The organism is Streptomyces sp. NPDC043853 (genome assembly GCF_056436025.1).
On record NZ_JBWKDJ010000006.1, the window covers coordinates 198,649 to 223,626 of the forward strand.

Consider the following 24,978-nt stretch of genomic DNA (forward strand, 5'->3'; position numbering starts at 1 on the left):
TCAGGCGTTGTGCGGCCCCCGCCGACCGCCCCTGTCCCCACCGGCCCCGCCGGTTCAGGTCTCGCAGGATTCGGCGAGGTAGGTCGCCGCCAGCTCGCCCGCCCGGCTGAACCAGTCCGTGAGGACGGCCACTTCGTCCGGGGTGTACTCCGCGAAGAGCGTTGCGAGGCGCGCGTAGTACGGCTCGTAGACCGCCCGGACGCGGTCGGCCGCCTCCGGGACGGCGGCCACGCGCACCCGCCGCCGGTCGGCCGGGTCCGGCTGCCGGGTCACGAACCCGCCGCGTTCCAGGCGATTGATGATGCCGGTGACCGCCCCGGTCGTGACGTGCGCGCGCACCGCCAGGTCTCCGGCCGTGACCGGGGCGTCCCCGGCCTCCAGGACGTACGCGAAACAGATCAGGTCGGTCACGCTGAGCCCCAGGTTCCGGGCGAACTCCTGCTGGCCGACCATGCTCGTCGCGATCAGGTGGTCCATCGCGGAGATCGCCTCCGCGGGCGAGGCTGCGGGGCGGATCGTGCCCTCCATTGATATTTCCTTAGTACCTAAGATAAATTCCTCAGTTGCTAAGACATCATAGGTCGGGGCGGCCCGGAAGGCGTGGAAGCATGAGTGCAGGCAAGGGAAGTGAAGGAAGCCGGGGGCACCAGTACGACGAGGGTCATACCGTCGCCGGATGGTCCGGGACCGCCGTCGCCACGGTCGGGGCGGCACTCGCCGGAGTGGGCGTGTGCGGCTGGACCCCCGGACTGTGGCTGGGGCTCGGCGTCCTCGTGGCGGCGGCCCTGCTCACCTGGGGCCTGCACCTGGCGGGCTGGGGCAAGGCCCCCGGGCCGCGGCCCGTCGGGCAGTGGGGCTTCGGGTCCCGTGACCACGCCGCACGCGCCGGGCACGCGGGCTGCCTCGGCTGCCGCCTGGCCGGCCGGCGCGCGACCGCTCCCGCGGCGGTCTCCGCGGCCGGCGCCACCGCCCCCGGATCCCGTACGGCCGGGGCCGCGGCGGATTCCACATCCTGAGACCCCATCGGGTATCGGGCGATCCTCGGCGAGACTGGCGATCGTCGAACACCGTTGCGTTCGACGTCAGTTCGCCAGATTCCCCCGTTCACTGGTTCGCCAGTCCACCCTGGATCAGGAGTCCCGATGAAGCGTACGTTCCGCACCCGCGCCACGGTCACCGCCGTCGCGGTGGCCGCCGCCGGCGCCCTCGCCTTGGGCACCGCTGCGGCCCAGGCGGGCGAGAAGGACGACCCGCGGCACGGCAAGGCAGGCAAGCGCGAGATCGCCGCACTGTTCGACCAGTGGAACGCGGCCCTGCAGACCGGCAGCGCCGCGAAGGTCGCCGACCGGTACGCCCGCGACGCGGTGCTGCTGCCCACCGCCTCACCGCAGATACGCACCAACCGTGCGGAGATCACCGACTACTTCGAGCACTTCCTGCAGAAGAAGCCGAAGGGCGAGAAGGTCCGCTCGGTGATCAACGTGCTGGACCGCAACTCGGCGATCGACGCGGGCATCTACCGGTTCCACCTCACCGACCCCAAGACCGGGGAGACCAAGCCGCTAGACGCCCGCTACACGTTCGAATACGAGAAGCGCAACGGCAAGTGGCTGATCGTCAACCACCACTCCTCGGTGATCCCGCCCGCGAGCTGATGCCGACGGGCTGATGCCGACGGGCTGATGTCCGTCGGCTGATGTCCGTCGACTGATCCAGGCTGTCCGACCCCGGCCGAGCGATCCCGGGACGGGTGCCGATGGCCGGTCCGCGGACGGGTCCGGTGGCCGGTCCGCGGGGCCCGGTCCCCGCTTTCCCTCCGGCGCGGGGTCGGGCACGTCCGGAACGGACCGGCTAGGCTCGCCCGCATGCCGGACCTGGTGATCCTGCGGCACGCGAAGAGCGCCTGGCCGCCGGGCGTGCCCGACCACGACCGACCCCTCGGCCCGCGCGGCCTGCGGGACGCGCCCGCCGCCGGGCGGCTGTTGGCGCGGTCCGTTCCGCGACCGGACCTCGTGCTGTGCTCCCCGGCCCGGCGCACCTGCCAGACCTGGGAGCTGGCCGCGGGCGCGTTCCCCGCCCCGCCGCCCGTCCGCCTCGAACCGCGCCTCTACGCGGCCGAGGCCGAGGAGATCCTCGACACCGTGCGGGAGACTCCGGACGAGGTCGGGACCCTCCTCGTCGTCGGGCACAACCCGGGCCTGCAGGACCTGGTACTGCTGCTCGCCGGCGGGGCAGCCGGCGATGACGCCCTGGACCGCCTGGAGGAGAAGTTCCCCACCGCCGCGGTCGCGGTGCTCGGCTGCCCCGGAACCTGGGCCGGCCTCGCCCCGGGCGGCGCACGGCTGGCCGCCTTCGAGATCCCGCGCGGCTGACCGCCCGGCCCCGTTCAGACCTCCCGGAACGCCGACGGCCGCCCCGGTGACCGGTCAGACCTCCGGGAACTCCGGGGCGATCCCGAGCACCGGAGCGATGGTCCCCCAGATCGTCGACCGGGCCGTGGCCAGGCCGACCCGCGGGTCCTCCAGCATCACGCGGATGCCGAGGCCGTCGCACAGGGCCAGCACCAGCGTGCCCAGCGCGGCGACGTCGCACGGCCGGAACTCCCCCGACGCGATGCCCCGTTCCACCGCTCCGGTGACCCACGCGTGCAACTGCTCGTACAGGTCGACGGCCAGGTGCCGGGCCGCCGGATCGCGCTGGGCGCGCACCCACAGCTCCTGCCAGAGCTTCCAGTCCTGCCGGAGCTCCTCGTCCGTCGGCAGCATGCTGCGCAGGATGCGGGCCAGGACCACGGCGGCCGGCACCGAGTCCGGGACCCCCTCGGTGTCCAGCCCGGTCTGGGAGAAGGAGTGCGTCATCGCCTCGGCGAAGAGCTTCTCCCGGGTGTCGAAGTGGTAGTGCAACAGGGCCTTCGACACCCCCGCGTGCTCGGCGACCTTCCGCATGCTGATGTTCTCGAAGCCGATGTCGGCGATCACTTCACACGCGGCCGTCAGGATTCGCTCACGCGTCTCCAGTGCGCGCTCGGCCTTGGTCACGTCGGCTGCTCCCCGTGTCGGCGCCCGTCGGCGGGTGAGTGGGTGGACGGCGGCGGTACGGCGGCCCGGCCCGCCGCACCCGTTCCCGTATCGGCTCCGGTACGGGCTCCGGTATCGGTTCCGGTGTCGGTGCGGGTACCCCCATCCTGGCCCATCGCGCTTCCGCCGCCCCCGTAGCCGTGGAAACCGCGGCCCGTCTTGCGGCCCAGCAGGCCCGCTTCCACCATCCGGGACAGCAGCGGCGGCGGGGCGTACAGCGGCTCCCGGTGCTCCGCGTACATCGACCGCGCGATGGACCGTACGGTGTCCAGGCCGATGAGGTCGGCCAGCGCGAGCGGACCCATCGGGTGGGCGCAGCCCAGGGTCATGCCGCGGTCGATGTCCTCGGCCGAGGCCGCTCCGGCCTCGGCCATCCGGACCGCGGCCAGCAGGTACGGCACGAGCAGGGCGTTCACGATGAAACCCGCCCGGTCCCGGGCGCGCACCACCTGTTTCCCCAGGGCACCCGAGGCGAACGCCTCCGCGCGGAGCACCGTCTCCTCCCCGGTGAGCAGGCAGGGCACGAGCTCCACCAGGGGGAGGACCGGCACCGGGTTGAAGAAGTGCAGGCCGATCACCTGCGCCGGCCGGGAGGTGGCCGCCGCAAGGCGGATGACCGGGATGGAGGAGGTGTTCGTCGCCAGCACGGCGTCGGGGCGTTCCACCACCGCGTCGAGCCGGGCGAAGACCTCCAGCTTCGCCCGCTCGTCCTCGGCCACCGCCTCGATGACCAGGTCCCGGTCCGCGATCCGCTCCAGGTCGGCGGTCACCGTGATCCGGGCGGCCGCGGCCCGCGCCGCCGCGGCGGTCAGTTTGCCGGCCGCCGCGGCCCGGCCCAGCGAGCGGGTGATCCGCCCCAGGCCGGCGTCCGCGGCCGCCCGGCTCGTCTCCACCACCACGACGTCCCGTCCGGCGCGGGCGCAGACCTCGGCGATGCCGGATCCCATCAGTCCGCAGCCCACCACCCCGACCCGGTCCGTGCCGGACCCGCCGTCGGTCACCGGGCCCCCGTGCCCTCGTCAGCCGGCATCTGCAGGACGCCCGTGCCCCGCTTGACGAGTTCACCCGCGATGATCAGGCGCTGGATCTCGGAGGTGCCCTCCCAGATGCGGTCGACGCGCAGCTCGCGGTAGAGGCGTTCGACCGGGTAGGAGCGGTCGTACCCGCGCCCACCGAAGATCTGCAGGCACCGGTCGACGACCCGGCCGGACGCCTCGCTCGCCGCCAGCTTGGCGATGGCCGCCTTGGCGTGCAGCGTCTTGCGGTCCACCCGGCCCTCGTCGACCTCCCAGGCCACCTGGTGGGTGTAGGCGCGGTTGACGGCGATGTCCACGGCGCAGTCGGCGAGCATGCCCTGCACCAGCTGGAAGTCGGCGATGGGGGAGCCGAACTGGCGCCGCTCGACCGCCCAGTCCCGGGCCAGCTCCAGGGCGCGCTCGGCGGCGCCGATGGTGCGCGCGGCGATCATCAGCCGCTCCTCGGTGAACCAGGAGCGGGTGATGTCGTAGCCGTTGCCCACCTCCCCGAGCACGGCGTCGTCCGGCACGTGCACGTCGGTGAAGGTGAACTCGGGGTGCTCGTAGACGAAGGTGTGCATCCAGCGCGGCACCCGGGTCATCTCCACGCCCGGGGTGTCCTTGTCGACGAGGAACAGGGTCGGTGCCCGCTCCTCCCCGGCCGCCGCGAGCACGATCATGAAGTCGGCGTGGTCGCCGACCGTGACGAACCACTTCTCGCCGTTCAGCACCCAGCCGCCGTCGGTCCGGGTCGCCGTGGTCCGGATGCTCTGCGGGTCGGAGCCGGCCTCGGGCTCGCTCACCGCGTAGCAGTCGCGGCGCCGGCCCCGGATCACCGGCACCAGGTAGCGCTCGCGCTGCTCGGGGGTGCAGTGGGACAGGGCGTTGGCGGGCCGCCACACCATGTCCCAGAGCGCGCCGGTGAGCCGGCCGAGCTCCGCCTGCACGAGGACCTGCTCCAGGATCGTGAGGCCGGCGCCGCCCCACTCCGCGGGCATGTTGACGGCCTGCAGGCCGCTGTCGAGGACGGCGTCGCGGATCTCGGTGTGGGCCTGCGGGGGCAGGCCGTTGTTCTCCTCGCAGTCGGCCTCGTACTTCATGATGAACTCGGTGAGTTCGCGGGCCGCGCCCTGGAGCTCCTGCTGGCGGGCGGTGAGTCGGAAGTCCATGGGGTCCTCGGGGTCCTTTCGGTGGCTGTGGCAGGTATCGCCGGTGTGGACGGCGTGGTCGTACGGGTGTGGACGGCGTGGTCGTACGGGTGTGGATGGCGTGGTCGTACGGGTGTGGGCGGGGTGGACGGCCCGGGGGCGCGGGTGGGGTCAGTGCGGGAGGGCCAGCACCCGGGTGCCCCGCTTGACGAGCTCGTTGGCGATGATCAGGCGCTGGATCTCGGAGGTGCCCTCCCAGATGCGGTCGACGCGCAGCTCGCGGTACATCCGCTCGACCGGGTAGGAGCGGTCGTAGCCGCGGCCGCCGAAGATCTGCACGCACCGGTCGATCACCCGCCCGGCGGCCTCGCTCGCCGCGAGCTTCGCGGTCGACGCCTTGGCGTGCAGGGTCTTGGGGTCGGTGTGGGGCTGGTCGGCCTCCCACGCGACCTGGTGCGCGTAGGCGCGGTTGACGGCGATGTCGGCCGCGCAGTCGGCGAGCATGCCCTGCACCAGCTGGAACTCGGCGATGGGGGAGCCGAACTGGCGCCGCTCGACCGCCCAGTCCCGGGCCAGCTCCAGGGCGCGTTCCGCGGCACCCACGGTACGGGCGGCGATCATCAGGCGCTCGTCGGTGAACCACTCCTTCGTCAGCTCGTAGCCGTTGCCGACCCCGCCGAGCACGTCCTCGTCGGCGACGAAGACATCGGTGAAGGTGAACTCGGGGTGCCCGTTCACCGCGGAGTGCATGAACCGCGGCACCCGGGTCATCTCCACGCCCGGCGCCTGCTTGTCCACGAAGAACAGGGTGGCCGCCCGCTCCGGGCCGGCATCGGCCTGCACCAGCAGGAAGTCGGCGATGTCACCGCAGGTCACGAACCACTTCTCGCCGTTGAGCAGCCAGCCGCCGTCGGTCCGGGTCGCGGTGCTCGTACCCGACCCGGGGTCCGATCCGGCACCCGGCTCGGTCACCGCGAACGCGTCGAACCGCTCGCCCCGGATCACCGGCAGCAGGTACTTCTCCCGCTGCGCCTCGGTGCCGTGGGCGAGGACGTTCGCAGGCCGCCAGGGGATGTCCCAGAGGCAGTTGGTGACCTTGCCGAACTCCTCCTCGACGATCACCTGGTCCAGCAGGGACAGGCCGGCCCCGCCCCACTCCGCGGGCATGTTGATGGCGTACACGCCGGCGTCGATCGCCGCCCGGGTGAGTTCCCGGACCGTGTCCGCGGGCAGCGGGCCGCCGGCCTCCTCGGACTGGTTCTCGTACCGCATGAGCAGCCGTGCGTAGGCGGCGGCACGGGCCTTGAGGGCGGTCTGTTCGGTGGTGTAGCGGAAGTCCATGGTGCTCTCGGTCTCCTTCGGGGGACGGGGAGGGGAGGTGGGGGTGAGAGGAGGTGGGGTGAGGGGAGGCGGTCCTCAGTCCAGGACGGCCCGGGCGTCCAGGGCCAGTGCGCCGTCCGGGCGCACCAGCAGCGGGTTGACCTCCAGTTCGGCGATCTCCGGATGGGCGGCGGCGACCTCGGTGATCCGCTCGATCACGGCGGCCGCGGCGGCCACGTCCACCGCCGGCCGGCCGCGTACGCCGTCCAGCAGCGCGCCCGTCCGCAGACCTCGGAGCAGCTCCCCGGCCCGCGCGGCCGGTACGGGCGCCAGGGCGAACGCCACGTCGCGCAGGGTCTCGGTGAGCACCCCGCCCAGCCCGACCATGGCCACCGGCCCGAACCGCGGGTCCCGGTTCACCCCGACGATCAGCTCGATGCCGTCGGAGAGGTCGGCCATCGCCTCCACCGAGTAGGCGGGGGCACCCAGCCGGGCGTGCATCTCCCGGTACGCGGCGAGCAGCGCGGTCCGGTCGGGCAGCCGCAGGGCCACCCCGCCCGCGTCGGACTTGTGCAGCAGGTGCAGCGCCTTGAGTACGTACGGGCCCTCGAACTCCTCGGCCGCGGCCAGCAGTCCCGCCTCGTCGGTGACCTCGCGGGCCGCCGGGAACGGCACCCCCGCGGCGGCCAGCAGCGCCCGCACCCCGTGGTACCCGGGGTCCCCGAGCGCTACGGCGGGGTCGGGCAGCGCGGCGATCCCGGGCGCGGGCGCCGCCGCGCGGCCGGTCATCGCGGCCAGGGCGCGGGCGGCGTCCTCGGTGGCGGCGAACACCGGGACCCCCGCCCCGGCCAGCACCCGGCAGCTCGGCGACTGCGGGTACATCGACTGGACCACCAGGGGCTTCGGCATGGCGCCGAGGTGCGCGACGATCTCCTTGGCCGCCCGGGTCTCACCCTCGGCGAGTACGGAGCCGCCGGCCGGGCCGCCGCCAAGGCCGCCCTCGGAGGCGGCGTACCCCCCGAAATAGCCGGTCATCAGCACGGCGTCGACGTCCTGCGCGGCGAGGAGTTCGGCGACGGTGGCGGCGTAGGAGAGCGGGTTCCGCTCGCCCATGCCCGCCAGGTCGACCGGATTGCCGACCGCGGACTGCTCCCACAGCACCGTCCGCAGCCGGTCCTGTGCCGCCCCGCCGAGCTCGGGCACGTCGAGCCCGGCGTCCTCGGCGGCGTCCGCGGCGACGGCGCCGTGGCCGCCGCCGTCGGTGAAGACCGCCGTACGCCGCCCGCTCCCGGACCGCCCGCCTCCGGACCGCCGGCCTCCGGACGGTCCTCCTCCGGCCGCGGCGGAGAGTCCGGCCAGGACCACGGTCATCTCCCGCGGCGTACGGACGAGTTCCACGCCGGCGTCGCGGCAGGCGGCGGCCACCACGTCGGCCGAGGTGGTGAGCGCCCCGGTGTGCGACCGGGCGCTCCGCGCGGAGGCGGTGCCCCGGCCCGCGGTGAGCAGCACCACCGGCTTGCCGGCCGCGGCGGCCGCGGTGGCGAAGGCCCGGCCGTCGCCGAAGTCCTCGGCGTACACGGCGATCACCGCGGTGGCCTCGTGGCGGCCGCAGTCCTCGACGAGGTCGACGAGGGTGACGTCGGCCTGGTTGCCGAGCGAGACGAACCGGGAGAAGCCGAGGCCGTGCGGCTCGCCGCGGAGCTGGAGTTCGAGGGCGAGGTTGCCGCTCTGGCTGAGCAGGGCGATCCCGCCGGGCGCGAACCGGTCGGAGGCGAGGTACAGCTCGGTGGTGTTGTCGGCGATGCCCAGGCAGTTGGGTCCGACGAGGACGGCCCCGGCGTCCCGGACTCGCTGGGCGACCGCCCGCTGCCGGGCCAGGCCCGCCGGGCCGGACTCCGCGAAACCCGCGGTGATCGCGACGATCGCCCTCGCGCCGCAGGCCAGGGCTTCGTCCACGGCGGCCTCGAAGCCGGCGCCCGGCACGGAGATCACCACGAGGTCGACGGGTTCGCCGAGCGCGGTGAGCGAGGGGGCGGCTGTGCGGCCCAGCACGGTGCCGCCGCGCCGGTTCACCAGGTGCACCGGCCGCCGGTCGGGGGCGCGGAGCGCCTGGGAGGCCACCGCGTGGCCGTACTTCGCGGGATCGTCGCTGGCCCCGATGACGGCGACGGAGCGGGGGTCGAACAGGGCGGTGAGGTCGCGTCGGTCACGTCCCATGTCAGCGCTCCACGCGGAGGGCGGAGTTGGGGCAGCTCTCGGCGCAGGCACTGGCGGTGCCCTCGGCGCCGGGCGGGACGGGCACGGCGATCACCTTCGCGTAGCCCCATTCGTCGAGTTCGACGAGCTCGGGCGCGTGCTCCTGGCACAGCCCGTAGCCCTGGCAGAGGGTGGAGTCGAGCAGGAGTTTCACGGCGTGTTCCTTTCGGTGGTGCGGTGCGTGTGGTGCGTGCGGTGCGGTTCGCGGGGGTGGTGGGCGGCGGGTGGAGGGCGTCCCGGGCACGGGATCGGGGTCAGTGACCGCCGTCGGACCGCGGGCGCCGGGCGGCAGGGCCCTGCGCCCGCGGCACGGCCGGACCGCGGGCCGGGAGGGAGCCGGCCACGGCACCCGGGGCGGGGTGGCCGATCGGACCGGTGACCTGACCCGGACGGCTGTCTGCCGGGGCAGGGCGGGTGCCGGGCACCGGCCGCGTACGGCCGGCTGCCGGGGCGGGACCCTCGGGCGGGTCCGTGCGGTCGTGCCGGTCGTCCGCCGTTGCCGGGGCGGGGGTGGGGCGGTGTGCCGGGGCCGGACGGGCGAGGGGGGAGGGCGGGGGAGAGGCGGCCGAGCCGACGGCCGCCGACAGGTCCGCGGCGCGGTGGTGCTGGTCGGCAGGGGCAGGGGCAGTCGCGACCGGGGCCGGGCCGTGCGCCGGGCCGGGACGTGCGGTGGCGGACGGCGGGAGCCGGCCGGCCGGGCCGACGGTCCGCCGTGGGTCGTCGGCGCGCTGGTGCCGGTCGGCCACGGGCGCTGTCCGGGTGTCGCCCGTCGCCGCCGCCGTCGTGGCTGTGGCCGTGGCCGTGGCCGTCGTGAGGGCGGGGTGCGGTGCGCGGCCGGGGCCGGGGCCGGTGGTGAGGGGCGGGTGGTGGCCGACGGGGGCCGTGTTCGCCGGCCGGTCCGCCGCGCGCCGGTCGCGGGTGTTCGCGGAAGCCGCCGTCCGGTTCGGGGCACTGTGCCCCCCGGGGCCGGGTACCTCCTGCTCCGGGGCGGCTTCGGCAGGGTGGGCGTACCCGGGCGCCGGTGCCGGCCCGGATACGGGGACCAGGGCCGGTTCGCGGTCGGTGAGGGTGCGCGGGTTCCCCGGCGGGCCCTCGCCGCGGGCTGAGGCCGGGAGCCCGGACCGCTCGGCGCCGGGGCCGAGGCCGGGGCCGGGGCCGGGGCCGGAGGAGTCCGGCATGACTGCGGCGCGAGGGCGTGGACCAGGGTCGGCGGGCTTCGCCGCCGGGGTGTCGGCCACCGATGGGACGGCCACGGTGAGGCCGGTCCGGGCGCCCCGGGGCGAGGAGGCAGCGGCCTGGCAGGCCGGGCACGGTGCGTCGAGGTGGGCGCGGGCCGCGGCGGGGAAGGCGCGCAGCAGGCTGCCCGCGATACCGGCGGCGGCGTCGAGGAGACCGCAGGCGCCGCGCCCGCGGAGGCCCCGGGACCAACGCTCCAGGTTCTCCAGGGTGCCCGGCCCGGCCGATCCGGCGGTGAGGGCCCGTACGGCGTCGCGGACCGCCGCCGTGCCCGAGACGCAGACGCCGCACTGGCGGGCGCTCTCGGCGGCGAGATGGTCCACGGCCTGGGCCGCGGCGGCCACCGGGCAGTCGCCGGGAGCGAGGAACCGTACGGCCCCGCAGCCCAGGGCGGTACCGGCGGCCGCGAGGGCCGCCGGCTCCAGCGGGAGGTCGAGGCCGTCGGGACCGACGAGCCCGCCGAACAACCCGCCCATCAGCGCCCCGGCCGCGTCCGCGCTGCCGTGGGCCGCCGCGAGGGTGCGCAGCGGGACGCCGTAGGGGACCTCGGTGAGGACCGGTGCGGCGCCGCCGCCGGACAGGGTGACCAGGGTGGTGCGGGCGATCCGGTCCGCCAGCCCGGGCCGGGCGGCGGTGAGCGCGATCCGGGCGAGGGTCTCGACGTTGGAGACCAGGGTCGGTGCGCCGCCGACGCCCCGCTCGAAGGGCCGGGGCGGCTTGGCCGTGGGCAGCGCCGGACCGCCGTCGATCCGGCGGACCACCGCGGTCTCCTCGCCGGCGACGTAGGCGTGGGGGGTCTCGACGACCTCGACCGGCAGGCCCGGGGGGTGCTCGGCCAGGGCGCGGCGGACCCGTACGGCCGCCTCCCGGTCCGAGAGGTAGACGTAGCCGCGTACGGCTCCGGTGATCGCGGCGGCGTGGGCGAGGCCGTCGAGGACCAGGTGGGGCCGGGCACGCAGCAGCCACCGGTCCTTGACCGAACCCGGCTCGCCCTCCTCGCCGTTCGCCACCACGACCGGGCCGCCGCCACCGGCACCGCCTGCGATCCCGATCCCGATCCCCGTCCCGGTTCCGTTTCCGGTCCCGTCGTGTCCGGCGCGCTCGCCCTGCTCGCGTACCGAGCGCAGCTTGACCGCGGCCGGGAAGCCGGCCCCGCCCCGGCCGCCCAGCCCGGAGGCGGCGAGGTGGCGCAGCAGCTCGTCCGGGGTGGTGGTGCCGGCGTAGCCGCCGGCGGCGCGGTACGCCCCGGCGTTCTCCGTCACGTCCGGTGCCGTTCCGAGCAGGGGGCCCGGCGGCAGTGCTCCCGGGTATCGGATCACGGTCACGGTCGGTCTCCTGTCGGGATGTGGGTCCGCAGCGTCCGTACGGCCTCTTCGAGCGCGGTGCGGTCCCTGGCGGTGCGGCCGTATCCCGCTCCGGGGAGGCCGATGAGCATGCGGTGGTGGTCGAGCACGACCTCTCCGGCGAGCAGGGCGGCGGCGGGGTCGCCGGGCCTCGACCCGGCGGCGACTGCGGTGACCAGGTCGGTGACCTCGGCGAGGTATCGGAGCCAGCTGTGCCGGCTGCCGCGCAGGATCAGGCGTTCCACGCGGCGCCGTTCGGCTGCCGCCATGTGGGCCGGAGCCGCGGGAGAGGGGGCCCGCGCGGGTTCCGGGTGGCCGGGGTGAGCCGGGGGCGGGCCGGGCGGGAACACCGGAGCCGCGCGCAGGGCCGCGACCGCAGCGGGCAGCTCCCGCTCCGGCTCGGGGGTGAGCCCCAGCCAGTCCAGACGCCGACGACCGCTCATGCGTGCCTCCGGGGAGGGGTGGGTGGCGCCGCCGCCCGGTTGGACCGGACGACGGGGCCAGGGGGAATGGGGGAGTGGGGAAAGGGGTGACGGGGTGGGAAGCGCCGCGCTGCCGGCCTGCCGGCCCATCGGGGCCTGTCGGCCTGCAGGCCCGATCGGCCCTGGGGCCTTTCTGTCGGCCCGGTGACCTGCCGTGCGCCGCCCGCCCGTGGGGCGTCGAGCGTGTTGCGGGCCTGACCGGGTTCGTCGGGTCCGTGTTCCGGCGGCCTCGGGAGTGCTGTCGTGTCGATTCCGCGCCGCGTCGCGGACGGATCGTGCAAGGACCGGTACGTACGGGAGCGGGCGGTGCGGTGTCTCGGCCGTGGGGTCGTCCGGGCGTACGGGTGTCCGTGCCCCCGTCGGGGACGGATCGTGCACGGACCGACCGGGTGCGGGCCACGCGGCGCCGGATGGATCGGGACGGGCCGCGAGGCGCGGATCGGATCGGCTGCGTACGGCCGGACGGCGGTGGCCGTACGCCGGCTGCTTCGGACCGGCGAGCAGGGAGAACAGCGGAAACACGCCGGCGCAGCGACGAAGGAACTCGCTTGCTGACCGATCGGTCAGCCTGTAATCAAGCTAGCTGACCGATCGGTCAGCGTACAAGTCTTGACCCGGCGGAATTCAGCCAGCAATCTGACTGTCCAATCGGTCAGCGTAGTTCCGGTTGTCCGCCGGACCCCTGCCTGTCCGCCGCCGGGACGACTCGACATCGAACGCCGACACCGATCGCCGCACGCGCGGCACGGAGGAGTCAACGATGCACTCCAGAGCACCTGCCACACCCCTGAACCAGCCGGTCGACCGGTCCGTCGACCAGCCCGTCGACCGGCCGCCCGGCCACCCCCTCCGGGACGCCCCCGCGCCCCCGCCCGCACTGGCGGCCCGCTACTACACCGATCCGGACACCGCCGCAGCGGAGACGGAAGCGGTCTTCGCCAAGTCGTGGCAGGTCGTCTGCCACGAGTCCGACCTGCCCGACCCGGGGGCCCGGCTCGCCGCCACCGTGGCCGGCCGCGAGGTCCTCGTCGTCCGCACCGAGGACGGCGGACTCGCCGCCCACCTCAACGTCTGCCGCCACCGCGGAACCCGCCTGGTCAGCGGCCCGGAACCGGCCGCCAAGGCCATCCGCTGCCCCTACCACGGCTGGACCTACCGCCTCGACGGAACCCTGGTCGGCGCCCCGGAAGCGCGCCAGATCCCCTGCCTGGACAAACCGAAACTCGGGCTCTTCCCGGCCCGCGTGGAGTCCTTCCTCGGGTTCGTCTTCGTCAACCTCGACCCCGACGCCGTACCGCTGGCCGAGAGCTGCGCCGGGCTCGCCCAGGCCGTCGGCCACTACGCCGACGCCGACCTGGTGCCGGTCGGCCGCGACCGGATCCACGACCTGGCCCGCGCCGAAGTCCAGGAAGCCAACTGGAAGGTGGCGGTCGACAACTATCTGGAGGGCTACCACGTCCCGGTGGCCCACCCCGGGCTGATGCGCCTGCTCGACTACCAGGGTTACACCTGCGAGATCGAGGACTCCTACGTCCTGTTCGCCTCACCGCTGCGCGACAAGCCGTCCTCGAACTGGGCGGAGCGCCTCTACCAGCGCATCGCCGCGCCCATGCCCGGTCTGGGCGAGGCCGACCGCCGTGTCTGGCGGTACGCGGTGATCTACCCGAACACCCTCATCGACTTCTACCCCGACCACGTACTGGCCTGGACCGCGATCCCGACGGCGGTGGACAAGGTGGCCGTGCCCGGCGCCTTCTACACCCGCCGGGGCACCGGCCTGCGCACCCGGCTGGCCCGCCGCCTGAACATCCACATCGGCTGGATCACCAACGACGAGGACGCCGAGCTCGTCGCCCGCGTGCAGAAGGGGCTCTCCACCCCCGGGTTCGAGCCAGGTCCCCTGTCCCGCCGTGAATCGGCGGTCGGCTGGTTCGCCGACCGCATCCGGGCAGCCCTCGGCCATACGGAGCGCTGAGCGCGGCATCCGCCCCGCGCCCGCCACCGTCGAGCCCCGCGCGGCCCCACCGGCCCCACCCCGCCCCACCCCGCACCCGTGCCACGCCGCCCGCCCCCTCGGCCCCGCCGTCCCCCCACCCGGCCGGCCCCTACGGAGAGGACCTCCATGTCCCCCGAGGCACTTCCCCTGTCCCGCCGCTCCCTCCTCCGCGCCGGCACCGCCGCGGCCCTCGGCCTCACCGCGGCCGGCTGCGGATTCGCGTCCTCCGACGACCCGGCCGCCGGAGCGACCGCCGAAGCACCGATCGACGTCAAGGTCGACGGCGACCTCGTCTACTTCAACTGGGCCGACTTCGTCGACCCGGCCGTCTTCGCCGGTTTCGAGAAGGAGTACGGCGTCAAGGTCGTCCAGTCCAACTACGACTCCATGGAGGGCATGGCCGCCAAACTCAACGCCGGCAACCGCTACGACATCGTCTTCCCCACCGCCAAGTGGGCGCAGCGCCTCGCGGCCGGCGGCAGGCTGCGCCGGATCGACCATTCCCGCCTGCGCAACGCCGAGGCCGTCTTCGGCGGTTACGACTACTTCGCCGACCCCTGGTACGACCCCGAGTCCGCCCACACCGTCCCGTTCACCATGTACAAGACCGGCATCGGCTGGCGCCGGGACCGCCTCGGCGATCTCACCGGCTCCTGGGACGACCTGTGGAACGCGAAGGCCAAGGGCAAGGTCTTCGTCCTCGACGACCGCGACGAGGTGCTCGGCCTGGGCGCCCTCAAGCTGGGCCTCGACCTCACCACGGGCGACCCGGCCGGCCTGGAACGCGTCACCGACACCCTGCGCTCGCTCCGCCCCCACCTGCGCGGCTTCTCCAGCGACAGCTACAACAACCTGCTCAACGGCAACGCCGACATGACCCAGGCGTGGAGCGGCGACATGGCCGCCATGCTCGCCCAGGCGGAGGACCCCAAGGTCTTCGGCTTCGAGGTCGCCCGCGAGGGCGCGCCGGTCAACTCCGACTGTTACGCCATCCCCGCCAACGCGCGGCATCCCGGCACCGCGATGCTCTTCATCGACTACATGCTCCGTCCGGAGAACGTGAAGAAGAACATCGAGTACATCGGCTACCCGATGCCGGTCCGCGGCACCGAGGACACCTACGCCGCGCTCGTCGAGCCGTTCCCCCAGTGCCGGGTCACCGAGGCCGACCTCAAGGCCGACCTCTTCTTCCGCAACGGCACCGCCAAGGGCGAACAGGCCCGCGACGCCGCCTGGACCAAGGTGAAGGCCGGCTGACATGCCACGACCCGAGAGTCCCTCCCGCCCCGGTGTCCCGGCCGGATCCGGCCCCGAAGACCCCCAGGTCTGTGGCAGCCCCGGCAGCCCCGGCAGCCCCGGCAGTGCCGACGACCCCGGCAGCCCCGACGGCAACGGTGCGGAGCGAAGGGGCAGTTCACCCCGGGCCGCGGAGGCCGGCCCCGGCCGGACCCGCCGCCCCCGGCCGCAGTCGCAGACCCGCCTGTGGACCTGGCTGCTGCTCCCCGGCACCCTCTGGATGACCGGGTTCCTCGTCGCCTCCCTGCTGCTGGTGGCCACCCTCGCCCTCGGCACCACCGACCCCCTCGGCAACCCCCGGTTCGGGTTCAACCCCGAGAACTTCACCGCCCTCGCCGACCCGGCCTACCGCACCGTCCTGTTGCGCTCCCTCGGCTACGCGCTGATCACCTGCCTCGTCTGCCTGGCCGTCGCGTACCCCGTCGCGTACGCCATCGCACTGCACGGCGGCCGCTTCAAGAACCTGCTGATCGCCGCGATCGTCGTCCCGTTCTTCGCCAACTACCTGGTGCGGATGTACGGCTGGTCCGTGGTCCTCTCCGACGACGGGCCGCTGCTGAAGGGCCTGCGCGCCATCGGCCTCGCCGACGAGGGCACCAGGATCCTCCAGACCGGCCCGGGCGTCATCGCGGGCCTCGTCTACGGCTTCGTCGTCTTCATGATCATCCCGCTGTACGCGGCCCTGGAGCGCATGGACACCTCCCTCATCGAGGCCGGACGCGACCTCTACGGCGGCCCGCTGCGGACCTTCCTCTACGTCACCGTGCCCGCCACCCGGCAGGGCGCCGCCGCCGGCTGCGTCCTCGTCTTCCTGCCCGCCATGGGCGACTTCGTCAGCGCCCAGCTCATGGGAGGCCCCGACCAGATCATGATCGGCAACCTGATCCAGGACAAGTTCTTCCAGGGGCAGAACTGGCCGCTCGGCTCCGCCCTGACCATGCTGCTGATGGCCGTGCTGTTCATCGGGATGCTCGGCTACCTGCGGCGCGCCCGCAAGGACGAGGCGGAGGCGGTCCGATGAGCCCGCAGAGCCCCCGCGGTCCACGCGCAGCCCGCCCCTCCCGCTCCTCCCGCCCCGGCCTGCGCGGGCCCCGCCGCGGAGCCTCCCGCCGCCCCCGCTTCGCCATCGCCGTCACCGCCCTCTTCTTCGCCCTGCTCTACCTCCCGGTCGGCGTCGTCGTCCTCTTCTCCTTCAACTCGCAGAAGTCCCTCACCGTCTTCGAGGACTTCAGCCTCCGCTGGTACTCCGCCTTCCTCCACGACGACCTGCTCCTCGACTCGCTCGGCATGAGCCTGCGGGTCTCCCTCGTCGCCATGGCCGGCTCCCTGGTCCTCGGCGTCGCCCTCGCCCTCGGCCTGGTCCGCAACCGCGGCCGCCTCGGCTCCCTCGCCGGCCTGATCATGCTCGTCCCGCTGATCACCCCGGAGATCGTCACCGGTGTCGCCGCGATGCTCCTCTTCAAGGGCACCGGCATCACCCTGTCCACCACCACCGTGATGCTCGCCGAGATCACCTTCTCCATCTCCTACGTGACGGTGATCCTCCGCTCCCGCATCGCCGCCCTCAATCCGGAGGTCGAGGAGGCCGCGATGGACCTCGGCGCCACCCGCGCACAGGCACTGCGGCTGGTCACCCTGCCCGCGCTGCTCCCGGGCATCCTCGCGTCAGCGGTGCTGATCTTCGCCCTGGTCTTCGACGACTTCGTCCTCGCCTACTTCACCACCGGCGTCGACCCGCAACCGCTCTCCGTGCGCATCTACTCGGCGATCCGGTTCGGCGTACAGCCCACCATCAACGCCGTCGGCACCCTGATGCTGGCCGGATCCATCGGACTCGTCCTCCTCGCGCTCGCCATCCCGCGCCTGTTCGGCCGCCGGGGCGGCCTCGACCTCCTCTCCGGGAAGTGAACCCATGCACGACCGGCACCCGCACCCCCACCCCGCCGTCCGGCTCGACCGGGTCGGCAAGCAGTACGACCGCACCGGCACCCACGCCGTCCACGACCTCGAACTCGACATCGCCCCGGGCGAGTTCTTCTCCCTGCTCGGGCCCTCCGGCTGCGGCAAGACCACCCTGCTGCGGATGATCGGCGGCTTCACCGACCCCACCGAGGGCCGCGTCCTGCTCGACGGCGAGGACGTCACCGGGCTCCCGCCGAACAAGCGCAACGTCAACACCGTCTTCCAGAGCTACGCCCTCTTCGACCACCTCTCCCTCGCCGACAACGTGGCCTTCGGCCTCAAGCGCAAGGGCGTCGCCCGGCCCGAGATCCGCGAGCGGGTCGGCGCCATGCTCGACCTCGTCCAGCTCGGCCACCTCGCCGACCGCAAACCGCCCACCCTCTCCGGCGGCCAGCGGCAGCGCGTGGCCCTGGCCCGCGCCCTGGTCAACCGGCCCCAGGTGCTGCTGCTCGACGAGCCGCTCGCCGCCCTCGACCTCAGCCTCCGCCGCCGCATGCAGGTCGAGCTCAAGCAGATCCAGCGGGAGATCGGCATCACCTTCGTCTTCGTCACCCACGACCAGGACGAGGCGCTGACGATGTCCGACCGGGTCGCCGTCATGAACCAGGGCCGGATCGAGCAGTGCGGCACGCCCGAGGACGTCTACGAACGCCCCACCAGCAGCTTCACCGCCTCCTTCATGGGCACCTCCAACCTCGTCCCCGGCACCTACCGCTCCGGTGAGGTCCTCGTCGACCAGGGCCCCGCGCTGCCCGTCGGCACCCGCGCCGGCCTCCCCGACGGCAGCCGCGTCAACCTCTCCATCCGTCCCGAGAAGATCTGGCTCTCCGACTTCGAACCGGGCATGGCCCAGGCCACCGGAACCGTCCGGGAGACCGTCTACTCCGGCCCCACCACCACCTACCTCATCGAACTGGCCCCGGGCGTCACGGTGTCCGTCCTGGAGCAGAACACCGTCCGCTCCCGCATGGAGGACCGGTGGAGCGGCGGCGAACGCGTCGAGATCGCCTGGAAGCCCGAACACTGCCTGGTCCTGGACTGACATACCGGCCCACCGGAGGAACACCGTGAACCACGACGTCATCGTGCTCGGCGCCGGCCTCGCCGGTCTCGCCGCCGCACGCGACCTGGCCGCGGGCGGCGCCGACGTGCTCGTCCTGGAGGCCCGCGACCGCGTCGGCGGACGGGTCGAACAGACCGCCCTCCCCGACGGCCGGCTGGTCCAGCTCGGCGGGGAAGTCGCCGGCCGCGCCCACACCGCCTACACCGCCCTGGCCGGCGAACTCGGCCTCACCCTCGTCCCCAGCTACGTCGCCGAGCCCGGCGCCCTCACCCGCGCCACCCCCGAGGAGGTCTCCGACGGCGATCCGCCCCACTGGTTCGGCCCCGGCGACGAGGCCTGCCACCGCAAGGCCACCGCCGCCTTCACCGCCCTCGCCCGGACCGTCGACCCCGAAGACCCCTGGTCCCACCCCGACGCCGCCGCCCTCGACCGTCTCTCCGTCGCCGCCTGGCTGCGTGCGCACGGCGCGACCCCCGCCGTCGTACGCCTCTGGGAGATCGGCCAACTGGCCCTCGCCGACGGCTCGTACGAGCGGACCTCGCTGCTCGCCGCCCTGCGCAAGCACGCCGCCGTACCGGGCACCGGCGACGGCCACTACGAGTACGAGGCCTGGGAGGGCCTGCGCGTGGCCGAGGGGTCCGCGACGGTCGCCCTGCGCATGGCCGACGGGCTCGGCGGGCGGATCCGCACCGGAGCCCCCGTCGAGGCCCTCACCGTACGCTCCGGCGGCCCCTGCTCCGTACGCCTCGCCGGCGGCGAGATCCTCACCGCCGGAGCCGTCGTCAGCGCCCTCCCCGTCGGCCCGCTCCGCAGGATCGCCGTCACCGGCGTCTCCGGGGAACGCCTCGCCTCACTGCACCGCCAGCGCCAGGCCGTCGCCGCCAAGTTCACCGCCGCGTACCGGGAACCCTTCTGGCGGTCCCGCGGCCGCAGCGGACTCTCCGAGAACGAAGGGATCCTCGGCAGCACCTGGCCGCAGAGCGAGGGGATCCTCTCGGCCCTCGTGCCGCCCGAACGCTACGGCGTCCTGCTCGGCATCCCCGAACCGCTGCGCGCCCCGGAACTGCTCGCCGAAACGGCCCGTCTCTACGGCGAGGAGGCACTCCGGCCGCTCGCCACCCACACCCGCCTGTGGGGCACCGACCCCTGGACCCAGGGCTACGTCACCCAGTGGACCCCCGGCGACGTCATGGCCGTCGGCCCGCTCCACGGCACCCACGAACCGCCCTTCTACGTCTGCGGATCCGACCAGTGGGTGGCCGGATACATGGAAGGCGCGGTGCGCACCGGCCGCGCCGCCGCGAAGGAGGCGCTCCGCCGTGGCTGACACCCCCCACGACCACCCCGGCCCCGCCGTGCTCCTGAACCACATAGGCGGAGCGGACCGTCCCGCCGCGTCCGGCGCGACCATGGACCTGGTGGACCCCACCACCGGAACCGTCCACGGCCGTGCACCGCGCTCCGGCCGCGCCGACACCGACGCCGCCTGCGCCGCGGCGGCAGCGGCGTACGGGACCTGGTCCAGGACCACCCCGGCCGGCCGGCAGCGCGCCCTGCTCGCCATCGCCGACGCCGTGGAGGAACACGCGGACGCCCTGGTCGCCGCGGAGACCGCGGACACCGGCAAGCCGGCCGAGCGGTTCCGGAACGACGAACTGCCCGCGTCACCGACACCCTGCGCTACTTCGCCGGCGCCGCCCGGAACCTCCCCGGTGCCGCCGCGGCCGAGTACACCGAGGGCCGTACCTCCCTGCTGCGCCGCGAACCCGTCGGGGTCTGCGCCCAGATCACCCCCTGGAACTACCCGCTGATGATGGCGGCCTGGAAGATCGCCCCGGCGCTCGCCGCCGGCAACACCACCGTGCTCAAACCCGCCGACACCACCCCCTCCTCGGCCGTGCTGCTGGCCGGGATCGCCGCCGCACACCTGCCGCCCGGGGTGCTCAACGTGGTCTGCGGCGACCGAGACACCGGCCGGGCCCTGACCGCCGACCCCCGCGTCGCCCTGATCGCGGTCACCGGCAGCGTCCGGGCGGGCCGGGAGATCGCGGCCGCCGCGGCGGACGGCCTCAAACGGGTCCACCTGGAACTGGGCGGCAACGCCCCCGTCATCGTCCACGAGGACGTGGACGTCGAGGCCACCGCCGCGGCCCTCGCCGAGGTGGCCTACTACAACGCCGGCCAGGACTGCACCGCCCCCACCAGGCTCCTGGTCCACCACCGCGTGCACGACGCCTTCCTCGCGGCCTTCGCCGCCTCGGCGCGGAAGCTGCGCCCGGACGCCGACCTCGGCCCGCTGAACAGCGCCGGCCAGCTCGCCTCGGTCCGCTCCCTGCTGGACCGGCTGCCCGGGCACGCCGGGATCGTCACCGGCGGCGCCGCCGTCCCCGGACCAGGCTGGTTCCACGAACCCACCGTGGTGGCCGGCGTCCGCCAGGACGACGAGATCGTGCAGGAGGAGATCTTCGGGCCGGTGGTGACCGTCCAGCCGTTCGCCGACGAGGCGGAGGCGCTCCATCTCGCCGACGACGTCCGTTACGGCTTGGCCGCGAGCGTGTGGACCGCCGACCACGACCGGGCGATGCGCGCCACCCGGGCCCTGCACACCGGCATCGTCTGGGTGAACACCCATGGCACCACCGTCTCGGAGATGCCCCACGGCGGGGTCAAGCACTCCGGCTACGGCAGCGACCTCTCCCTGTCCGGCCTGCTGGACTACACCCAGGTCAAGCACGTCATGCTGTGACCCGCGGCGTGCGGCGGTCAGCCGCCGCCGGGGCCCGTGGGGCCCGTGGGTCCGGTGGGGCCTGTCGCGCCGGTGGCTCCGATGGGGCCGGTGTCTCCGGTGGCTCCGGTGGCTCCTGTGGGGCCGGTGTCTCCTGTGGCTCCTGTGGGGCCGAAGTCTCCCGTGACTCCCGTGGGGCCGATGTTTCCCGTGGGTCCGGTGGCGCCGGTCGGGCCGGTGGCTCCCGTAGGCCCCGGGGAGCCGGTCTGGTTCCAGGTGATGGTGTTCTCAGAGGCACGGCACACCTGGCCCGCCTCGGCATCGATCACCCGGAGGTTACCGGTGGCGCGGGTGTAGCAGCCGGTGAAGACGCCGTTGGCGCCCGGGATGTCGGCGTGCGCCGGGCCGCCGAGCAGTACGGTGCTCAGGCTCAGTGCCGCGGCTGCGACCGCACCGGCCTTCGCGCTGGATGAAGAGGGGGACACGGGGACTCCTGGGGGACTCGGGACAGGACCGTTCCCAGGGTCGTGCCCGCCCCCCGCGGGACCGGGGATTTCGCCCGGCCCGCCGCCCGCGGTCGCCCGTCTGCCGCACCGGGTCCCCGGAAGGGCCCCGGGCCCCGCCTTGCGACGCACCCCGGCGCGGTCGGACCATGAAGGGGACACGTGGTCGTGCAGCGACCCGATCCGCCTCGTAGGGCGCTCCGCCCGCACCGGGCGTGCCGCACGAGCCGCGGCCGTACGTCCCCACGGACCGCCTCGGGTTGACACCCGCCGGCCCTGACACGTCGGGGAGACGTCATGGAACTCGGTTTTCTCAAGCCGCTCTTCAGCAGGCCGGGGCCCTGGGCCTCGGTCTACGTCGAGACCACCCGCGCCACCGAGGACGCGGCGAAGATCCAGGAACTGCGCGAGCGGGCCATCGCCGGCCAACTGGTCGACGCGGGCGCCGACGCCTACACCATCCGGGCCGTGATGGAGCACCTGGCGGGCGAGCCCGTCTCCGGGGCGCCGCCCGGACGGGCCCTGTTCGCGGCGGGTGCCGAGGTCGTCCTCGACGTGCCGCTGTCCGTACCGCCGCCGGCGGGCGAGGCCACCTGGTCCCCGCTGCCCCATGTGGCGCCGCTGGCCGGCCTGCGCGGTGACGCCCCGGCGTGCCTGGTGGCGTACATCGACCGCACGGGCGCGGACCTGGAGCTCCGCGACGGGTACCGGCGGGAGGCGCTCGGCCAGGCACAGGGCCCGGAGTGGCAGGCCCGCGGCCACCGCGGCGTCCCCGACGACCGCAACGAGTGGCACTACCGGAACAAGGTGGAGAACGCCTTGAACGAGACCGCCGACAGGATCGCGGAGGAGCTGGTCCGGCAGTGGCCGCAGACCGGCGCCGAGCTGCTGGTGCTCACCGGCGACGCCCGCGAGCGGCGGGCCGTGTACGGCCGGCTGCCCGAGCACATGCGGGCCGTGACCGTGGAGGCGGAGAACGGCAGCCGCTCCCCGGGCGCCTCGACCGCAGGACTCGACCAGGAGATCGCGCAGGTGTGCGAACGGTACGCGCGGGACCGCCTCCGCCGCACCCTCGAACGCTTCCGGGTCGGCCGGGGCAAGCCGGGGGAGCACCGGGAGGCCTCCGTCGACACCGGACCGGGCGAGGCGGCCGAAGGGATCCCGGCCGTGGTCGACGCCGCGCGCAAGCACCAGGTGGCCACCCTGCTGCTGACCCCCGATGCCTCCGACGCGGGCCGCCAGGTCTGGATCGGGCCGGGCGCCGACGACATCGCGGTCCAGCGCGGCGAGGCGCGGGCGATGGGAGTGCCCAGGCCGGAGCAGGCACGGGCGGACGACGCCGTGCTGCGGGCGGCCGCCGCGGCCGACTGCGAGGTGCTCCTGGTCCCCGCGGGGATGGGCGGCCCGGCGGGCGGCCTGGGCGCGGTGCTGCGCTGGAGCTCCTGACCACGGCCATCGCCGTCCACAGGTTCCGGCGGGCGGGCACGGGGTGTCGGCTGCTGCCGTTAGGCTTCTGGAATGGCCCTTCCGGACGCTTCCCCCGAGATCTCCGACGCTCTGCAGGCGCTGCACCGAGTCTTCGGATACAGCTCCTTCCGCGGCGAGCAGCAGGAGATCATCGACCAGGTCGTCGGCGGCGGCGACGCCCTGGTGCTGATGCCGACCGGCGGCGGCAAGTCGCTCTGCTACCAGATCCCGGCGCTCGTCAGAGACGGCACCGGGGTCGTGGTCTCGCCGCTGATCGCGCTCATGCAGGACCAGGTGGACGCGCTCACCGCGCTCGGGGTGCGGGCCGGTTTCCTCAATTCCACCCAGGACACGTACGAGCGGCAGGCCGTCGAGCAGGCCTTCCTCGCGGACGAGCTGGACCTGCTCTACCTGGCCCCGGAGCGGCTGCGGACCGAGGGCACCCAGCGGCTGCTCGACCGGGGCAAGGTGTCGCTCTTCGCGATCGACGAGGCGCACTGTGTCGCCCAGTGGGGCCACGACTTCCGGCCCGACTACCTCGCGCTGTCGATGCTGCACGAGCGCTGGCCCAAGGTGCCGCGGATCGCCCTGACCGCGACGGCCACCGAGGCCACCCACGCCGAGATCGCGAAGCGGCTCGGCCTGGAGGAGGCCCGGCACTTCGTCGCCAGCTTCGACCGGCCGAACATCCAGTACCGGATCGCATCCAAGAACAACCCGCTCAAGCAGCTGCTGGAGCTGATCCGCACCGAGCACGACGGGGACGCCGGAGTCGTCTACTGCCTCTCCCGCTCCTCGGTGGAGAAGACCGCGGCCTTCCTGGTGGAGCAGGGCATCGACGCCGTGCCGTACCACGCCGGCATGGACGCCCGGGCGCGCGCCGCGAACCAGGGCCGCTTCCTGCGCGAGGACGGGGTCGTGGTGGTCGCCACGATCGCCTTCGGCATGGGCATCGACAAGCCGGACGTGCGCTTCGTGGCCCACCTGGACCTGCCCAAGTCGGTCGAGGGGTACTACCAGGAGACCGGCCGCGCCGGCCGGGACGGCGAGCCGGCCACGGCCTGGCTGGCGTACGGCCTGCAGGACGTGGTCCAGCAGCGCAAGCTCATCGAGGGTTCCGAGGGCGACGAAGCGCACCGCCGGTCCCTGGCCATGCACCTGGACGCGATGCTCGCCCTGTGCGAGACGGTGGACTGCCGCCGGGTGCGGCTGCTGGCCTACTTCGGGCAGGCGGGCGAGCCCTGCGGCAACTGCGACACCTGCCTGACCCCGGTGGAGTCCTGGGACGGGACGGTCGCGGCACAGAAGCTGCTGTCCACGGTGTGGCGGCTGGCCCGGGAACGCCGCCAGAAGTTCGGCGCCGGCCAGATCATCGACATCCTCCAGGGCAAGAAGACGGCCAAGGTCATCCAGTTCGACCACGACGCCCTCTCGGTGTTCGGCGTCGGGGCGGACCTGGGCACCGCCGAATGGCGCGGCGTGATCCGCCAGCTGCTGGCGCTGCGGCTGCTGGCCGTCGAGGGCGAGTACGGCACGCTGGTGCTCACCGAGGAGAGCGGCGAGGTCCTCGGCGGCCGCCGCACCGTCCAGATGCGCAAGGAGAAGGCGGCCCCCGCGCCGTCCCGCAAGGATTCCGGGTCCCGCTCGGGGAAGGGCGCCCGCGTCCCGGTCGACCTGCCGGCCGCGGCCGTGCCGGTCTTCGAGGCCCTGCGGGCCTGGCGGGCCGCGACGGCGAAGGAGCAGGGCGTGCCGGCGTACGTCGTCTTCCACGACGCCACGCTGCGGGAGATCGCCACGCGCCTCCCCGCCACCGTCGCCGAGCTGGGCACGGTCGGCGGCGTCGGCGAGGCCAAGCTCGCCAAGTACGCCGAAGGCGTCCTGGAGGCCCTGGCGGAAAGCGGCGCATCGGCCGTGTCCGCGCCCGCCGCCGCCCCCGCCGCCGCGCCCGCCGCCGCCCCCGCCGGGGCGTCCGTGCCGGCCCCCCGGCAGGAGACGCGGTCCGAGGACGAGCCGCCGTTCGACTTCGACGACACCGAGCCGCCGTGGGACGACTGGGAATAGTCACCGGATAGGTCATGATGGGGCCCG

At 74.2% G+C, this 24,978-nt stretch carries 20 protein-coding genes and 2 pseudogenes; 12 read left to right on the forward strand and 10 right to left on the reverse strand.

Translation table 11 applies throughout. From position 1 onward, the window contains the following. Positions 1-54: 54 nt before the first annotated feature. Positions 55-528, reverse strand: coding sequence for a MarR family winged helix-turn-helix transcriptional regulator (locus tag AC067U_RS18465; protein WP_478830776.1), 474 nt, complete (start codon positions 526-528; stop codon positions 55-57). 80 nt (positions 529-608) lie between these two features. Between AC067U_RS18465 and AC067U_RS18470 the strand changes: the two genes are divergently transcribed. The 3 genes from AC067U_RS18470 to AC067U_RS18480 all read left to right on the forward strand — a co-directional run bounded on the left by AC067U_RS18470 (position 609) and on the right by AC067U_RS18480 (position 2,372). Continuing rightward, entirely contained in the window at positions 609-1,016 is a 408-nt protein-coding gene (locus tag AC067U_RS18470; protein WP_478830777.1) for an HGxxPAAW family protein, read from the forward strand. 126 nt (positions 1,017-1,142) lie between these two features. Then, a complete protein-coding gene (locus AC067U_RS18475) occupies positions 1,143-1,655 on the forward strand; it encodes an SgcJ/EcaC family oxidoreductase (protein WP_478830778.1) in 513 nt (170 codons plus the stop codon). Between the two features lie 210 nt (positions 1,656-1,865). After that, positions 1,866-2,372, forward strand: a complete 507-nt coding sequence (locus AC067U_RS18480) for a SixA phosphatase family protein (RefSeq protein ID WP_478830779.1) — start codon at positions 1,866-1,868, stop codon at positions 2,370-2,372. Positions 2,373-2,426: 54 nt separating this feature from the next. On the opposite strand, the gene AC067U_RS18485 is transcribed toward AC067U_RS18480, so the two are convergent. The 8 genes and pseudogenes from AC067U_RS18485 to AC067U_RS18520 all read right to left on the reverse strand — a co-directional run bounded on the left by AC067U_RS18485 (position 2,427) and on the right by AC067U_RS18520 (position 11,839). Continuing rightward, the gene (locus AC067U_RS18485; protein WP_478830780.1) at positions 2,427-3,038 is read right to left on the reverse strand and encodes a TetR/AcrR family transcriptional regulator; all 612 of its coding nucleotides are present in this window, start codon (positions 3,036-3,038) and stop codon (positions 2,427-2,429) included. 170 nt (positions 3,039-3,208) lie between these two features. Next, positions 3,209-4,078: pseudogene (locus tag AC067U_RS18490) on the reverse strand (3-hydroxybutyryl-CoA dehydrogenase); the annotation flags it as partial. After that, positions 4,075-5,262 carry an acyl-CoA dehydrogenase family protein gene (locus AC067U_RS18495; RefSeq protein ID WP_478830781.1) on the reverse strand — a complete coding sequence of 396 codons (1,188 nt, stop codon included), beginning with the start codon at positions 5,260-5,262 and terminating at the stop codon, positions 4,075-4,077. The gene AC067U_RS18495 and the pseudogene AC067U_RS18490, both read right to left, overlap by 4 nt. A 150-nt stretch (positions 5,263-5,412) precedes the next feature. Further along, on the reverse strand, positions 5,413-6,582 hold the full coding sequence (locus AC067U_RS18500) for an acyl-CoA dehydrogenase family protein (protein WP_478830782.1): 1,170 nt from the start codon (positions 6,580-6,582) through the stop codon (positions 5,413-5,415). 75 nt (positions 6,583-6,657) lie between these two features. Further along, the gene (locus AC067U_RS18505; protein ID WP_478830783.1) at positions 6,658-8,778 is read right to left on the reverse strand and encodes an acetate--CoA ligase family protein; all 2,121 of its coding nucleotides are present in this window, start codon (positions 8,776-8,778) and stop codon (positions 6,658-6,660) included. 1 nt (position 8,779) lies between these two features. Next, positions 8,780-8,971: a ferredoxin gene (locus tag AC067U_RS18510; protein WP_478830784.1), complete on the reverse strand. Its 192-nt coding sequence runs from the start codon at positions 8,969-8,971 to the stop codon at positions 8,780-8,782. A gap of 100 nt (positions 8,972-9,071) precedes the next feature. Beyond that, on the reverse strand, positions 9,072-11,378 hold the full coding sequence (locus AC067U_RS18515) for an NADH-ubiquinone oxidoreductase-F iron-sulfur binding region domain-containing protein (RefSeq protein ID WP_478830785.1): 2,307 nt from the start codon (positions 11,376-11,378) through the stop codon (positions 9,072-9,074). Further along, entirely contained in the window at positions 11,375-11,839 is a 465-nt protein-coding gene (locus AC067U_RS18520) for a hypothetical protein (RefSeq protein ID WP_478830786.1), read from the reverse strand. Before AC067U_RS18520 ends, AC067U_RS18515 begins: the two co-directional genes overlap by 4 nt. A gap of 799 nt (positions 11,840-12,638) precedes the next feature. Between AC067U_RS18520 and AC067U_RS18525 the strand changes: the two genes are divergently transcribed. The 7 genes and pseudogenes from AC067U_RS18525 (at position 12,639) to AC067U_RS18555 (ending at position 20,941) form a co-directional block, all read left to right on the forward strand. Further along, positions 12,639-13,853: an aromatic ring-hydroxylating oxygenase subunit alpha gene (locus AC067U_RS18525; protein ID WP_478830787.1), complete on the forward strand. Its 1,215-nt coding sequence runs from the start codon at positions 12,639-12,641 to the stop codon at positions 13,851-13,853. 147 nt (positions 13,854-14,000) lie between these two features. Further along, positions 14,001-15,131 (forward strand): polyamine ABC transporter substrate-binding protein, encoded by a 1,131-nt coding sequence (locus AC067U_RS18530; protein ID WP_478830788.1) that lies wholly within the window; start codon positions 14,001-14,003, stop codon positions 15,129-15,131. Position 15,132: 1 nt separating this feature from the next. Further along, on the forward strand, positions 15,133-16,191 hold the full coding sequence (locus AC067U_RS18535; protein WP_478830789.1) for an ABC transporter permease: 1,059 nt from the start codon (positions 15,133-15,135) through the stop codon (positions 16,189-16,191). Next, positions 16,188-17,078, forward strand: a complete 891-nt coding sequence (locus AC067U_RS18540; RefSeq protein WP_478830790.1) for an ABC transporter permease — start codon at positions 16,188-16,190, stop codon at positions 17,076-17,078. The genes AC067U_RS18535 and AC067U_RS18540 overlap by 4 nt, the downstream gene beginning before the upstream one ends. Positions 17,079-17,082: 4 nt before the next feature. Next, positions 17,083-18,174, forward strand: a complete 1,092-nt coding sequence (locus AC067U_RS18545) for an ABC transporter ATP-binding protein (protein ID WP_478830791.1) — start codon at positions 17,083-17,085, stop codon at positions 18,172-18,174. Between the two features lie 25 nt (positions 18,175-18,199). Further along, a complete protein-coding gene (locus AC067U_RS18550) occupies positions 18,200-19,522 on the forward strand; it encodes a flavin monoamine oxidase family protein (protein WP_478830792.1) in 1,323 nt (440 codons plus the stop codon). 82 nt (positions 19,523-19,604) lie between these two features. Beyond that, positions 19,605-20,941, forward strand: a pseudogene (locus tag AC067U_RS18555) (aldehyde dehydrogenase family protein). Between the two features lie 17 nt (positions 20,942-20,958). Here the strand turns inward: AC067U_RS18555 and AC067U_RS18560 are convergent. Further along, the gene (locus AC067U_RS18560; RefSeq protein ID WP_478830793.1) at positions 20,959-21,405 is read right to left on the reverse strand and encodes a hypothetical protein; all 447 of its coding nucleotides are present in this window, start codon (positions 21,403-21,405) and stop codon (positions 20,959-20,961) included. 315 nt (positions 21,406-21,720) lie between these two features. On the opposite strand from AC067U_RS18560, the gene AC067U_RS18565 reads away from it, so the two are divergent. Next, positions 21,721-22,869, forward strand: coding sequence for a baeRF2 domain-containing protein (locus tag AC067U_RS18565; RefSeq protein WP_478830794.1), 1,149 nt, complete (start codon positions 21,721-21,723; stop codon positions 22,867-22,869). A 72-nt stretch (positions 22,870-22,941) separates the two neighbouring features. After that, a complete protein-coding gene (gene recQ, locus AC067U_RS18570; RefSeq protein WP_478830795.1) occupies positions 22,942-24,951 on the forward strand; it encodes a DNA helicase RecQ in 2,010 nt (669 codons plus the stop codon). The last annotated feature ends 27 nt before the right edge of the window (positions 24,952-24,978 follow it).